Below are 13741 nucleotides of genomic sequence, written 5' to 3' on the forward strand. Positions count from 1 at the left end.
GGAGCTACCATCCACAGCGTGTCAAAAGGTGACTTCTCTGGGCGACCCCGTCCCGACGCGTGCCCGGGGGCGCTCCAGGTGCACACCGCCGCCGACGGCGGCCTGGCGCGGGTCAGGGTGCCCGGGGGGCGGCTGACGGCCTCCCAGCTGCGTGAACTGGCCGAAGCCGCCTCGGTCTTCGGCAGCGACGTCGTCGAGCTGACCTCGCGGGCGAACGTCCAGGTGCGGGGGCTCGGCGCGGGGAACGGCTTCGCGGCCCGCATGGCGGCGGCGGGGCTGCTGCCCTCGGCCACCCACGAGCGGGTCCGCAACGTCCTCGCCTCACCGCTGAGCGGCCTCGACGGCCGGGGGCTGCTCGACGTCGGACCGCTGACCGGCGAGCTCGACCTGCGGCTGTGCGGAACTCCCGGGCTGGCCTGGCTGCCGGGGCGTTTCCTGTTCGCGCTCGACGACGGGCGGGGCGACGTGGCCTGGCTCGGGGCGGACGCCGCCGTCCTGCCCACCGGCCCCGGCGAGGTGGCGCTGCTGCTCGCGGGGTCCGACAGCGGCCTGCGGGTGCCGTACGGCGCCGCGGTCGCCGCGCTGCTGGCCGCCGCCGAGGCGTTCCTGGACGAGCCGGGGGTGCGGGAGGGGCGCCTGTGGCGGATCGGCGAGCTGCCCGGCTGCGCGGAGCGGATCGCCGCCCGCGTCGGCGCCGCCCTTGAGGCGACCGTCTGTCCCGTACGGCTGACGCCCACCCCCTCCTCGGGCCCGGTCGGGGTGATCGAGCGGCCCGATGGCCTGGCCGCGCTGGGGATCACGGTGCCGCTGGGACGGCTGACCTCCGCCCAGGCCGCCCTGCTGGCCGACCTGGGTCACGGGGAGGTACGGCTGACGCCCTGGCGCGGCGTGGTCCTGCCCGGCCTGGCTTCGGACGGGCTTGCCGAGGCCGTGGAGCGGCTCACGGCGGCCGGGCTGGTGACGGACCCGGCCTCGCCGTGGACGGGCGTGACGGCCTGCGCGGGGCGTCCAGGCTGCGCGAAGTCACTGGCCGACGTGCGGGCCGACGCCACCGCCTGGATCACGGCGGGTGGTGACCCGCTCTCGGCCGCCCCCGCGGCTCCGGGTACGCTCCCGGTGCACTGGGCGGGCTGCGAGCGACGCTGCGGCCGCCCGCGAGGACGGGCCGTGGACGTGGTGGCGACCACGACCGGCTACCGGGTCCAACGTGGAGACAGCGGCCTGGAGTGCGCGGACATCGAGGAGACCACGGCCGCTCTGGCGGCCCTGAGAGGGGAAACGTGACCGACTACGTCCGGGACGGCGCGGAGATCTACCGGCGTTCCTTCGCCACCATCCGCGCCGAGAGCGACCTGGACGGCCTGCCGCCCGACGTCGCCCAGGTCGCGGTCCGCATGATCCACGCCTGCGGGATGGTCGACCTGGTCGCCGATCTCGGCTGGTCGCCGGGCGTGGTCGCCTCCGCCAGGGCGGCGCTGCGCGCGGGCGCGCCCATCCTGTGCGACGCGACGATGGTCGCCTCCGGGGTGACCAGGCGCCGCCTGCCCGCGGGCAACGAGGTGGTCTGCACGCTGGGTGAGCCCGGCGTCCCCGAGCTTGCCGTACGGCTCGGCACCACCCGCAGCGCCGCCGCCCTCGAACTGTGGCGGGACCGCCTCGAAGGGGCTGTCGTCGCGGTCGGCAACGCGCCGACCGCGCTGTTCAGGCTGCTGGAGATGGTCGAGGAGGGGGCGGGAAGGCCCGCCGCCGTGCTCGGCGTGCCGGTCGGGTTCATCGGCGCCGCCGAGTCCAAGCAGGCGCTCGCCGAGCATCCGGCGGGTCTGGAGTACCTGGTCGTGCACGGGCGGCGGGGTGGGAGTGCGATGGCCGCGGCTGCGGTCAACGCGATCGCGAGTGAGGTCGAGTGAACGACACGTCAGCGGGACGGCTCACGGGCGTCGGGCTCGGGCCGGGTGACCCGGAACTGGTGACCGTCAAGGCGGCCAGGCTCATCGGGGAGGCGGACGTGATCGCCTTCCACAGCGCCCGCCACGGCAGGAGCATCGCCCGTTCGGTCGCGGCGCCGTACCTGAGGGAGGGGCAGATCGAGGAGGCGCTGATCTACCCGCTCACCGTCGAGACCACCGACCACCCGGGTGGCTACCAGGGCGCCATCGACGACTTCTACGCCGACTGCGCGCTGCGGCTGGCCGCCCACCTGGACGCGGGCCGCGACGTGGTCGTGCTGTGCGAGGGCGACCCGCTCTTCTACGGCTCCTACATGCACATGCACAAGCGGCTGGCCCACCGCTACGTCACCGAGGTCGTGCCCGGTGTGACGTCGGTGAGCGGGGCGGCGGCCGTGCTGGGCAGGCCGCTGGTCGAGCGGGACGAGGTCCTGACGGTGCTCCCGGGCACGCTGCCCGCCGAGGTCATCGCCGAACGGCTGGCCGCGACCGACTCCGCGGCGATCCTCAAGCTCGGCAGGACGTTCACCAAGGTGCGCGACGCACTGGCCGGGGCGGGCCGTCTCGACGAGGCGTGGTACGTGGAGCGCGCGACCACGGGCGACCAGCGCATCGCCCCGCTGGCCGAGGTCGATCCGGACAGCGTGCCGTACTTCTCGCTGGCGCTGGTGCCGAGCCCGGTCAACGCCGGGCTTCCCGAGGCGCGGGCCGAGGAACGGGCTCCGGAGCAGGCCCAGGGTGGCGAGGTGGTCGTGGTGGGGCTCGGCCCGGCCGGACGGCCCTGGCTGACTCCGGAGGCGCAGGAGGCCCTGGCCGCCGCGGACGACCTCGTCGGCTACGGCCCCTACCTGGACCGGGTACCGCACAACCCGCGGCAGCGCCGTCACCCCACGGACAACCGGGTCGAGGCCGAGCGGGCGGCGCACGCCCTCGAACTGGCCGCGGCCGGGGCGCGGGTCGCGGTGGTCTCCTCCGGCGACCCCGGGGTGTTCGCGATGGCCAGCGCGGTCCTCGAAGTGGCCTGCGAGCCGAGGTTCGCGGACGTGCCGGTGCGGGTGCTGCCCGGCCTGACCGCGGCGCACGCGGTCGCCAGCAGGGTCGGGGCGCCGCTCGGCCATGACTACTGCGTGCTGTCCCTGTCGGACCTGCTCAAGCCGTGGGAGGTCGTCGCCGACAGGATCAGCGCCGCCGCGCGGGCGGACCTGGTCCTGGCGATCTACAACCCGGCTTCCAAGAGCCGCACCTGGCAGGTCGCGGCGGCCAGGGACCTGCTGCTCGAACACCGCTCGCCGTACACGCCCGTGGTCGTCGGCCGTGACGTCGGCGGCGCGGGGGAACGCGTGACCGTCACCACGCTGGGCGAGCTGGACCCGGCCATCGTGGACATGCGCTGCCTGCTGCTGGTCGGCTCCTCGACCACCAGGGTCGCCGAGCGGAAGGACGGGGGCCGGGTGGTCTTCACCCCGCGCCGCTACCCCGCCTGAGCACCCGCCACGGCCTCCAGCCACGCCACCGCCCGCTCGACGGTCTCGGCCTTCGGGACGTCGTCGGGTACGGCGGGGCGGCGCACGACGACGACGGGCAGGCCCAGCTCGCGGGCGGCGAACAGCTTGGCGGTCGTCATCCGGCCGCCGCTGTCCTTGGTGACCACGACCTCGACGTCGTGGTCCCGCATGAGGGCCAGTTCCCCCTCGACGGTGAACGGGCCCCGGCTGAGCAGCACCTTGAGGTTGCGCGGCAGCGGCGGCCGGGGCGGATCGACGGAGCGGGCCAGGAACCACAGGTCGTCCAGGCCCGCGAAGACCGGCAGGCTGCGGCGGCCGGTGGTCAGGAAGACCCGGCCTCCCAGGCTGGGCAGCAGCTCCGCCGCGGCCTCCAGGGAGGGCGTCCAGCGCCAGTCGTCGCCGGGGCCCTGCTGCCAGCCGGGCCGCCGCAGGATCAGCAGCGGCACCCCGGCCAGGCCCGTGGCCTCGACCGCCGAGGCGGTCATCCTGGCGGCGAAGGGGTGGGTGGCGTCGATGACGACGCCGATCCGGTTCTCCTCGATCCAGGCCCTGAGCCCGGTGGGGCCGCCGAAGCCGCCCTCGCGCACCTCCCCGACCGGCAGTCTGGGGTCGCGGACCCGCCCGGCCAGGGAGGAGACCACCCGGGTCCCCGGCCGCTCTGCGAGCGCGGCGGCCAGTCGTCTCGCCTCGTCGGTGCCGCCGAGCACCAGGACGTTCAGCGTGCCCGGGTCAGTCACGGCAGCGGGCCGCCGAGTACAGGTGGCTGTCGGGGAACTCCGAGGCGGTCAGCACCCTGCCCACCACGATCACCGCGGTACGCAGGATGCCCGCGGCGCGGACCTGGTCGGCGATGTCGGCGAGCGTGCCGCGCAGGATCACCTCGTCGTCCCTGCTGGCCCTGGCCACCACGGCGACCGGGCAGTCGAGGCCGTAGCGGGGCACCAGTTCCCCCACGACCGCCTCGACGCGCTGCACGGCCAGGTGCAGGACCATCGTCGCCCCCGACCTGCCGAGGGTGTCCAGGTCCTCCCCCTCCGGCATGGGGGTGGCCCGCGCCGAGGTGCGGGTGAGCACCACCGTCTGGCCGACGCCGGGCACGGTCAGCTCCCGCTTCAGCGAGGCCGCCGCCGCAGCGAAGGCGGGCACCCCGGGCACCACCTCGTACGGCACGCCCTCGGCGTCCAGGCGCCGCATCTGCTCGGCCATCGCGCTGTAGACCGAGGGGTCCCCCGAGTGCAGCCTCGCCACGTCGAGCCCCGCCTCGTGGGCGGCGAACATCTCGGCCACGATCTCGTCGAGGGCCATCCTGGCGGTGTCCACGAGACGCGCCCCCGGCGGGCAGCACTCAAGCAGCTCCTGCGGGACCAGGGAGCCCGCGTACAGGCAGACCGGCGAGGCGGCGATCACCCGCTGTCCCCGCAGGGTGATGAGGTCGGCGGCCCCAGGCCCCGCCCCGACGAACCGCACCGTCACCGTCGTTCCTCCTCTACCGGCTCCGCCGGTTTGACCGCCGTCCAGATCGTCACCGGCATCATGGGCCGCCAGCCGGTGAAACCGCCGACCGGGGCGGCCCTACTGACCGCGAGCCTGACCATCTCGCTGTGGGGGGCGCCGATCCTGGCGTGCCAGGCGGCCACGGTGACCTCCGACTCGACGGTCACCGCGTTGGCCACCAGCCTGCCCCCGGGCCGCAGCGCCCGCCAGCAGGCCTCGATCACGCCGGGGGCGCTCACCCCGCCGCCGACGAACACGGCGTCGGGGACGGCGAGGCCGTCGAGCGCGCCGGGGGCGGCCCCGGTCACCACGGTCAGGCCGGGCACCCCGAGGGCGTGGGCGTTGCGGGTGAGCCGCTCGGCCCGGCCGCCGTCCTTCTCGACGGCGACGGCCCGGTTCTCCCGGTGGGCGCGCATCCACTCGATCGCGACGCTGCCCGCCCCGCCGCCGACGTCCCACAGCAGTTCGCCGGGGACGGGCGCGAGCCGGGACATGGTCACCGCCCGCACCTCGCGCTTGGTGAGCTGGCCGTCGTGCTCGAACGTCTCGTCGGGCAGGCCGGGCAGGCACGGCAGTGGAACGGTCCCCGGGGCGGCCACGCACTCCACGGCCACGACGTTGAGGGCTGCGGTCTCCGGCACCGCCCAGCCGCCCGCCGTACCGGACACCAGGCGCTCGTCGTCACCGCCCAGGCGTTCCAGGACGGTCATCGGGCTCGCGCCGTACCCCCGGGAGGTGAGCAGCGCGGCGACCCCGGCCGGGGTGCGGCCGTCGGCGCTGAGGACGAGCACCCTGCGCCCGTCGTGGACGGCGGGGTGCACGGCCTCGACGGGACGCGACACGAGGCTGACCACCTCGACGCGGTCGGCGGCCCAGCCGAGCCTGGCGCAGGCCAGCGAGACCGAGGAGAGCGAGGGCAGCACCCTGACCCGCTCGGCGCCGAGCAGCCGCACCAGCGTCGTGCCGATGCCGTGGAACATGGGGTCGCCGCTGGCCAACACGCACACCGCGCGACCACGGTTGGCCTCGACGAGGCCGGGCAGCGCGGGCAGCAGCGGTGACGGCCACACGACGCGCTCCGCCGTACAGACGGAGACGGGAACCAGGTCGAGCTGCCTGGAGCCGCCCATCAGCACGTCGGCGGCGAGCAGTTCCTCGCGTGCCCGCGGGGACAGACCGGCCCAGCCGTCGGCTCCGACGCCGACGACGGTTATCCGGTCAGACATTTCCGAGCACGCGGGTGACGCTGATCTCGATGACGACGCGGGCGGGGTTCTCCCTGGGCTGCCGGTAGCGCTCGGCGTAGCGGCGCACGGCCTCGGCGACCGAGGCGGGGTCCCTGCGGATCACCGCCCTGCCTTCGAGCGTCGACCAGCGCCCGCCGTCCACCTGGCAGACCGCGACCCGGGCACCGCCGTCCCCGGCCGCCTCGACGTGACGGACCTTGCGCGAGCCGTCCGAGGTGATCACCCTGGCGATCCCGGCCTCGGCGTCCAGCGTCACGCCGACCGGGACGACGTGCGGCGTGCCGTCGGCCCGCAACGTGGTCAGCGTGCACAGGTGGTACTCCCGCCAGAAGGCGTGGAAACCGTCCTCGCGATCCGTCAACACCGGCTGTCCCTCCCGTGGCTGCTGTCTACGGGGCGCCATAGTAGGGCATGTCTCCTGGATCTTTACGCCCGCGGCGTCGTCGCCCCACCCCACGAGAACACTCCGCGAGCTCCGCGTTCGCCACGGGGATACACGGGGCGTCCCCGGCGGAGGACGGGCTCCGCCGGGGGCCGGGGCTCACTCGGCCGTGGACGGCTGGGCGCGCTCGCTCTCGTAGGCCGCGAGGACCTGCTGGCGGCGCTCCCTGGGGAGCCTGTCGATGTACAGCATGCCGTCCAGGTGGTCGGTCTCGTGCTGCAGGCAGCGGGCGAGCAGCCCGGTGCCCTCGACCGTGATCGGCGCCCCGGTGACGTCGAAGCCGTGCACCACGGCCCGGTCGGGCCTGGCCAGGTTGGCCCGCTGCCCGGGGACGGACAGGCAGCCCTCGTCGTACTCGTCAAGGTTGCGCTCGCCGTGGCCCGGCAGCACCAGGGTCGGGTTGACGACGACGCCCCTGCGGTACTCCTCGGTCTCGTCGGGGCAGTCGTAGACGAAGACCCGCAGCGGCACGCCGATCTGGTTGGCGGCCAGACCGACGCCCTCCGCGGCGTACATGCTGGCGAACATGTCGGCCACGAGCACGGCCAGCTCCTCGTCGAAGGCCGTCACGTCCTCGCACGGGCGGTGCAGCACCGGCTCACCGACAACCGTGATCGGCCTCGCCGTACCCTCGCCGCTTGCTTCCATCCGTCACGCCTCCATGTCGCGGTATGTGGTTCGCCGCAGAAGACTACTGGTGGCCGCGAACCCCGCGGGACGGGTGGTCAGCGGCCCCCGCTGTAGACGACCTGCTCGGGCCTGACCCTGACGGTGATGCGCTGCTCGCCCGGCTGGCGGTAGGGGTAGGTCTCCACCCCGAGATACTTGTTGGCCAGGCCGTCGATGACCTCGTCGGCGCCGTCGAGCTCAAGCTCGGCGACCCCGGAGACGCTCACCAGGTGGAAGGCGTCCTTCGGGTCGAGCACGCTCACCGACACCTGCGGGTCGTTACGCAGGTGGCGCTCCTTGGCGCGGCCCACGGCGGTGTTGAAGATGACGTCGTCTCCGTCCACGTCCACCCAGACGACGGTGCTGTGCAGCGAGCCGTCAGGCCGCACGGTGGTCACCCAGCCGTGAATGGGCTGGCTGATCAGTGCCTTGGCGTCGTCGTTCAGCTTTCCCACGGGAACCTCCGCAGTCGCGTGATGTGCCTACCGACCCATCGAACATCACGGGTAACCGATCAATTCCACCGCCCCCCACCTCGTGCTCCATCCCCTTGCCGCACGGGGAGTTCGGCGCGGGCCTCCCCAGGCTCCGGACCGCCTCGGCGTCGGCGGGCCGTACGATCGGCGGATGACCGCCCACCAGAGTCAGCTCGTCCTCGACTGCGCCAGCCCCGAGACGCTCGCCGTGTTCTGGAGCCGCCTGCTCGGCGGGGTCCCGGTGCACCGTGACCCCGGCTGGTCCCGTCTCGACCCGCCCGGCGGGCTCAGGATGGCCTTCCAGCGGGTGCCCGAGGCCAAGACGGGCAAGAACCGCCTCCATCTGGACATCGCCGTGGAGGACGTCACCGTGGCCGCGGAGGAGGCGCTGAGCCTGGGCGCGCGGCGCGTCGGTGAGCAGGTGCGTGACGCCGCGGGCGCCTTCCAGGTGATGCGCGACCCCGAGGGCAACGAGTTCTGCTTCGTCAGCCCCTGACCGGTCAGTGCACGGAGAGCCCGCCGTCCACGAAGATCGACTGCCCGGTGACGTACGCCGAGGCGCGGCTCGCCAGGAAGACCGCCGCGCCCGCGAAGTCCTCCGCCAGGCCGTTGCGGCCGATCATCGTGCGCGCGGCCAGCGCCGCCACCCGCTCCGGGTCGGACGAGAGCCGCGCGTTGAGCGGCGTCATCACGAACCCCGGCACGAGCGTGTTGCAGGTGACACCGTACGGCGACCACGCCTCGGCCTGGGAGCGCGACAGCGATTCGAGCCCGCCCTTGGAGACGCCGTAGGCGCCGCTCTGCACGAAGGCCCGGTGCGCCTGCTGGGAGCTGACGTGGATGATCCGGCCGAACCCCCGCTCCGCCATGCCCGGCCCGAACCGCTGCCCCAGCAGGTAGGGCGCCTCCAGGTTGACGGCCATGGTGATGTCCCACACGTCCTCGCCCAGTTCCCCCATGGGCGGTCGCTGGTTGATCCCGGCGCTGTTGACGAGGATGTCGGGCTCGCCGAACGCCTTCGCGGCCTCCTCTGCGGCGGCGCGCACGGCCTCGCGGGTGCCCAGGTCGGCGCTGACCCAGGCGGCGCGGCAGCCGTCGGCCGTCAGCTCCTCGACCGTCGCGGCCAGCTCCTCCCTCCGGCGCGCCACGACCACGACGGCCGCCCCCGCGCGGGCCAGGGCCCCGGCGATGGCACGGCCGATGCCGGAGCTCCCGCCGGTCACCACGGCGACCCTTCCGTCCAGGGAGAACAGCTCTGACAGGTAGGACTGTGTCGTCATGGGCCGAACTGTAGAGGAGCCTCGACGTGTGAACCCGATCGGGGCGTTGTGGCGAGACATGGCTGACCACTGTTCCGACTGTTCCTACGGAGGGGCCGGCCCGATGCCATGGTGCCGACGATGACCGCACCACCCACGACCGGTACGTGTGACCACGACCTGGTGCGGGAGTCCTGGACACGTCCGGAGGCGTTCTCCGCGCTGTTCGACCGCTACGCCGACATGCTCTACCGATATGTCTCCCGCAGGCTCGGCCCCGAGGTGGCCGAGGACCTGGTCGGGGAGACGTTCCTGGTCGCCTTCGACCGCAGGAGGCGCTACGACCTGGCCTACACCGACGCCCGTCCCTGGCTGTTCGGCATCGTGACCAAACTCGTCTCCAGGCACCACCGCACCGAGGCCGCGAGGTACCGGGCGCTGCAGCGCAGCCCCGGGGAGGGCGTGGTCGAGAGCCCGGCCGACCGGGTGGCCGCCGAGGTCACCGCCCTGGCCTGCAGGCCCGCGCTCGCGGGGGCGCTCGCGGGGCTGCCTGCCAGGGACCGTGACGTCCTGCTGCTGATCGCCTGGGGCGACCTGTCGTACGAGGAGGCCGCCCGCTCCCTCGGCATCCCGGTGGGCACCGTGCGCTCCCGGCTGAACAGAGCCCGCAGGAAGGTCCGCGCGGCGCTCGGCGAGACCAACCCGATGCACGAGGAGGAGTGACCATGGACGACCTGACGATGCTCCGCGCCCTCGGCGACGAGTTGGAGCACGAGCCGCCCGCCACGCTCGCCAATCAGCGGCGGCGCCTGCTCGACGCCTCGAACGGCACGGGACGGCCACGGCGACCACGAGGGCCACGGGGGCTCAGCGTGCGCGGCATGGCGATGCTCGGCCTGGCCGCCGCGGCCACCGCGGCCGTGCTCGTCGCCCCGGCCGTGCTGCTGCGCGGCCACGAGGTGGCCACCCCGGTCGGGGCGCGCCCGGTCAAGGCGAACGAGGCGATCAACGTGCTCGTCGCCGGGACCGACGGCCAGATGGGGTCGGGGAGGAACCCCGCCCGCGCCGACGTGCTGCTCCTGGTGCACCTGTCCGCCGACCGCGGGCGGGTCACCGTCGTCAGCGTCCCGAGGGACTTGGCGGTTCCCGTCGTGCCCTGCGCGGGTTCCGCGGGCGGGGCCTCAGGTCCCGCCAAGACCGAAAGGATCGGCGCGTCCTTCGCCGACGGCGGGATGGCCTGCCTCTGGAAGCGGGTGGAGGTCCTGACCGGAATCCGGGTCGACCACGCGGTCGAGGTGGACTTCTCCGGCTTCAAGGACATGGTTGACGCCCTCGGCGGGGTCGAGGTCACCCTGCCCACCCCGATCGACGACCCACGGGCGAAGGTACGGCTCCCCAAGGGCAGGCAGGTGCTCGACGGCGGCCAGGCGCTCGGCTACGTGCGGGCCCGTTACAGCCTGGGTGACGGCTCGGACCTGGGGCGGATCGGACGCCAGCAGCGCTTCGTGGAGGCCATGCTGCGCAAGGCCGGTGGGCTGATGTCCGACCCCGCCCGTCTGGCCGCCTTCCTCGGCGCCGCCGCAAAGTCGGTCAAGGCCGACAGCAAGCTCGACCTACCGACGCTGCGGGCCATCGCCGAGAGCCTGGACGGGACGGTCCCGGGGTCGTTCGGGTCCTTCAGGGTGCCCGTCCGCCCGTCCGCCTCGGACCCGGGCATGCTCGACTGGGACCGCCCCGCCGCCCAACGCCTGTTCGCGAAAGTCCGCGACGACACCCTGTGAACCGGCTACCGCTCCGCGACAGCCGTAAGGAGCGGCCTGAGGGGGAGCCGCGCGGGGTGACCGGGTTGGTCGCGCGGAGCCGGAGGTCGTGTGGGACGGGCCTGAGCGGTCACCGGGCAACGGGGAGCCGTGTTGGAGAGCTGGATGACCACGCGGAGCGGCCCGGGCGGTCGCCGGACAGCGGAAGCCGTCGGGGATGGTTCCGCGCGGAGCGGCCCGAGGGGGTTCCGCGCGTGTGGAGCAAGTGTGCGGGAGCCGTACATGGCGGGGAGTGTGGGGCGCGCCTCGTTGCGGCATCCCGCATGCCCGCAGACAATGAGCGGGTGAGCACACGTGTGCGCTCCGTGATCAGGGTCGAGGGTGTCGTGCAGGGGGTCGGTTTCCGTCCTTTCGTGTACGGCCTGGCGGTGCGGCTCGGCCTCGGCGGGCTGGTCGGCAACGACGAGCGCGGGGTGTTCATCGAGGTCGAGGGGGCCCCGGCCCTCGTCGCGGAGTTCACGGCGGCGCTCAGGACGAGTCCGCCGCCGCTCGCGACGGTCGAGCGGGTCAGCGCGCGGGCGGTTCCCGTGACGGGCGAGACCCGTTTCGCCATCGCGCGCAGCACCGAGGGCGGGACGCGGCGCGCGCTCGTCTCGCCGGACGTGGCCACCTGCGACGACTGCCTGCGCGAGATGGACGACCCGGCGGATCGGCGGTACGGCTACGCCTTCGTCAACTGCACCAACTGCGGTCCCCGGTTCACGATCGTGCGGGACGTGCCCTACGACAGGCCGAACACCACGATGGCGGGCTTCGCCATGTGCGCGGACTGCGCGCGGGAGTATCACGACCCGGCCGACCGGCGCTTCCACGCCCAGCCGGTGTGCTGCCCGGCCTGCGGCCCCCGGCTGCGGCTGCTCGGCCGCGACGGCGAGCCGCTGGCAGGCGATCCGGTCGAGGAGGCCGTACGGCTGCTGCGTGACGGCGGGGTGCTCGCGGTCAAGGGCCTGGGCGGCTACCACCTGGCCGCCCTCGCCTCCCGCGAGAGTGCGGTCGCGGCACTGCGCGCCAGGAAGCACCGGCAGGAGAAACCGTTCGCGGTCATGGTGGCCGACCTGGCGGGGGCACGGTCGCTGTGCGAGGTGGACGAGGTGGAGGAACGGCTGCTCACCTCAGGGGCACGTCCGATCGTGCTGCTCCACGGACGCGAGGAGGCAGCCTCCCGCGTCGCCCCCTCGGTGGCCCCGGCCGTAGCGTCCCCGGCCTCCGCGACGGCATCGACTGCATCTCAGGGGACAGCATCGTCGGGGACATCCCAGGTGGCAGCCTCGGAGACGTCCCCGTTGGCGGCCTCCACGGGAGTCTCCGGGGAGACCCCTGCGGAAGCCTCCGGTGCGTCGGAGGGTCTGTGGCTCGGGGTGATGTTGCCCTACACGCCGTTGCACCATCTGTTGCTGCGGCGTCTGGGTGAGCCCGTGGTGCTCACCAGCGGCAACGTCTCCGACGAGCCGATCGCCTACCGCGACGAGGACGCGCTGACCCGGCTGCGCGGGGTCGCCGACGCCTTTCTCGTCCACGACCGGCCGATCCACACGCGTACCGACGACTCGGTGCTGCGGGTCCTGCGGGGCCGTGAGCTGCCGCTGCGGCGTTCCCGGGGGTACGCGCCGCGCCCGCTGCCGCTCGCCCTCGGCCTGCCCAGACCCGTGCTGGCCTGCGGCGCGGAGCTGAAGCACACCTTCTGCGTGGCCAGGGGCACCCACGCGTTCGTCTCCCACCACATCGGCGACCTGGAGAACTACGAGACGTTCCGCTCGTTCACCGAGGGGGTCGAGCACTTCCTGCGGCTGTTCGACGTCGTCCCCGAGGTGGTCGCCCACGACCTCCACCCGGAGTACATGTCGACGAAATACGCGCTCGCCCTCGAAGGGGCCGACCTGGTCGGGGTGCAGCACCACCACGCGCACATCGCCTCGTGCCTGGCCGACAACGGGGTCACGGGGCCGGTGATCGGGGTGGCCTTCGACGGTCTCGGCTACGGCCCGGACGCGACGCTGTGGGGCGGGGAGTTCCTGGTCGCCGACCTGGTCTCCTTCGAGCGGGCGGGCCACCTGGCCACGGTGCCGATGCCCGGCGGGGCCGCGGCGGTCAGGCAGCCGTGGCGGATGGCCGCGGCCTGTCTCGACGTGGCGTACGGCGGTGCCGTACCCGACGATCTGGATGTCGTACGGCGCAACGCCGAATCGTGGGACGGTGTCCTGGCGCTCGGCAGGCGCGGGGTGAACGCCCCCCTCACATCGAGCGCGGGCAGGCTGTTCGACGCGGTGGCCTCCGTCGCGGGGGTGCGGGACGTGATCGGCTACGAGGGACAGGCCGCGATCGAGTGGGAGCAGCTCGCCGACCCCGTGGAGAAGGGGCACTACGGCCATCGCCTGACTGGTTCCTCCCCCTTCGTCGTCCACGGCGCCGACCTGGTCGCGGCGATCGCCGAGGACGTGCGGGCGGGCACGGAGACCGGGACGGTCTCGGCCAGGTTCCACACCACGGTCGCGCGGATCGTCGCGGAGGGCTGCGCCCGGGTCAGGGAGACGAGTGGCCTCTCGACGGTGGCGCTCTCCGGGGGCGTGTTCCAGAACGCGCTGCTGCTCGTACGGGCCGCCGCCCTCCTTGAGGAGGACGGCTTCCACGTGCTGACACACGGGCAGGTGCCACCGAACGACGGCGGCATCAGCCTCGGCCAGGCCGCCGTCGCGGCGGCCCGCGACAACCACCGCTGACCCGCACGCCCACGCCCAGCAGCACCCGGACACCCACGGCCGGCGGCGGGCAGCAGACGCGCGGCAGAGGGTTCCCACCAGCGGAACACTGACCCGACCACCACGCCCGGCAAGCCCCCGGACACCCACGACCGACAGCACCTGGGCGCCCACGGCCAACGGCGGG

Annotated in this window: 14 protein-coding genes; 7 read left to right on the forward strand and 7 right to left on the reverse strand. The window is 73.9% G+C overall.

The genetic code is table 11. The features are described from left to right. Nucleotides 1-18 precede the first annotated feature (18 nt). Genes cobG through FHS44_RS34675 form a run of 3 tightly spaced genes read left to right on the forward strand, consistent with a single transcriptional unit; the run spans nt 19 to nt 3430 of the window. Nucleotides 19-1284, forward strand: a complete 1266-nt coding sequence (gene cobG / locus FHS44_RS34665; protein ID WP_312863933.1) for a precorrin-3B synthase — start codon at nt 19-21, stop codon at nt 1282-1284. Beyond that, nucleotides 1281-1907, forward strand: coding sequence for a precorrin-8X methylmutase (locus FHS44_RS34670; RefSeq protein WP_184722997.1), 627 nt, complete (start codon nt 1281-1283; stop codon nt 1905-1907). The genes cobG and FHS44_RS34670 overlap by 4 nt, the downstream gene beginning before the upstream one ends. Then, nucleotides 1904-3430 (forward strand): precorrin-2 C(20)-methyltransferase, encoded by a 1527-nt coding sequence (locus tag FHS44_RS34675; RefSeq protein ID WP_184723000.1) that lies wholly within the window; start codon nt 1904-1906, stop codon nt 3428-3430. The genes FHS44_RS34670 and FHS44_RS34675 overlap by 4 nt, the downstream gene beginning before the upstream one ends. Here the strand turns inward: FHS44_RS34675 and FHS44_RS34680 are convergent. From FHS44_RS34680 to FHS44_RS34705, 6 genes are all read right to left on the reverse strand, one after another. After that, nucleotides 3418-4188, reverse strand: a complete 771-nt coding sequence (locus FHS44_RS34680) for a cobalt-precorrin-6A reductase (protein ID WP_312863934.1) — start codon at nt 4186-4188, stop codon at nt 3418-3420. The genes FHS44_RS34675 and FHS44_RS34680 overlap by 13 nt on opposite strands. Beyond that, nucleotides 4181-4924, reverse strand: coding sequence for a precorrin-4 C(11)-methyltransferase (gene cobM, locus FHS44_RS34685; protein WP_184723003.1), 744 nt, complete (start codon nt 4922-4924; stop codon nt 4181-4183). Before cobM ends, FHS44_RS34680 begins: the two co-directional genes overlap by 8 nt. Further along, the gene (gene cbiE, locus FHS44_RS34690) at nt 4921-6171 is read right to left on the reverse strand and encodes a precorrin-6y C5,15-methyltransferase (decarboxylating) subunit CbiE (RefSeq protein ID WP_184723006.1); all 1251 of its coding nucleotides are present in this window, start codon (nt 6169-6171) and stop codon (nt 4921-4923) included. The genes cobM and cbiE overlap by 4 nt, the downstream gene beginning before the upstream one ends. Beyond that, the gene (locus FHS44_RS34695) at nt 6164-6595 is read right to left on the reverse strand and encodes a pyridoxamine 5'-phosphate oxidase family protein (protein WP_184723008.1); all 432 of its coding nucleotides are present in this window, start codon (nt 6593-6595) and stop codon (nt 6164-6166) included. Before FHS44_RS34695 ends, cbiE begins: the two co-directional genes overlap by 8 nt. A gap of 138 nt (nt 6596-6733) precedes the next feature. Further along, nucleotides 6734-7282, reverse strand: coding sequence for a peptide deformylase (gene def, locus FHS44_RS34700; RefSeq protein ID WP_184723011.1), 549 nt, complete (start codon nt 7280-7282; stop codon nt 6734-6736). Nucleotides 7283-7359: 77 nt separating this feature from the next. Then, nucleotides 7360-7758 carry a TIGR03618 family F420-dependent PPOX class oxidoreductase gene (locus tag FHS44_RS34705; RefSeq protein WP_184723014.1) on the reverse strand — a complete coding sequence of 133 codons (399 nt, stop codon included), beginning with the start codon at nt 7756-7758 and terminating at the stop codon, nt 7360-7362. 172 nt (nt 7759-7930) lie between these two features. Between FHS44_RS34705 and FHS44_RS34710 the strand changes: the two genes are divergently transcribed. Beyond that, entirely contained in the window at nt 7931-8275 is a 345-nt protein-coding gene (locus FHS44_RS34710; RefSeq protein ID WP_184723018.1) for a VOC family protein, read from the forward strand. 4 nt (nt 8276-8279) lie between these two features. Here FHS44_RS34710 and FHS44_RS34715 read toward each other — a convergent pair whose 3' ends face one another. Further along, a complete protein-coding gene (locus tag FHS44_RS34715) occupies nt 8280-9059 on the reverse strand; it encodes an SDR family NAD(P)-dependent oxidoreductase (RefSeq protein ID WP_184723022.1) in 780 nt (259 codons plus the stop codon). Between the two features lie 120 nt (nt 9060-9179). Between FHS44_RS34715 and FHS44_RS34720 the strand changes: the two genes are divergently transcribed. The 3 genes from FHS44_RS34720 (at nt 9180) to FHS44_RS34730 (ending at nt 13575) form a co-directional block, all read left to right on the forward strand. Further along, nucleotides 9180-9761 carry an RNA polymerase sigma factor gene (locus FHS44_RS34720; protein WP_184723025.1) on the forward strand — a complete coding sequence of 194 codons (582 nt, stop codon included), beginning with the start codon at nt 9180-9182 and terminating at the stop codon, nt 9759-9761. Between the two features lie 2 nt (nt 9762-9763). After that, nucleotides 9764-10819 carry an LCP family protein gene (locus FHS44_RS34725; RefSeq protein WP_184723028.1) on the forward strand — a complete coding sequence of 352 codons (1056 nt, stop codon included), beginning with the start codon at nt 9764-9766 and terminating at the stop codon, nt 10817-10819. Between the two features lie 302 nt (nt 10820-11121). Then, on the forward strand, nt 11122-13575 hold the full coding sequence (locus FHS44_RS34730; protein ID WP_221461647.1) for a carbamoyltransferase HypF: 2454 nt from the start codon (nt 11122-11124) through the stop codon (nt 13573-13575). Nucleotides 13576-13741: the final 166 nt, after the last annotated feature.

The organism is Streptosporangium saharense (genome assembly GCF_014203715.1).
GTDB classification, from domain to species: domain Bacteria; phylum Actinomycetota; class Actinomycetes; order Streptosporangiales; family Streptosporangiaceae; genus Streptosporangium; species Streptosporangium saharense.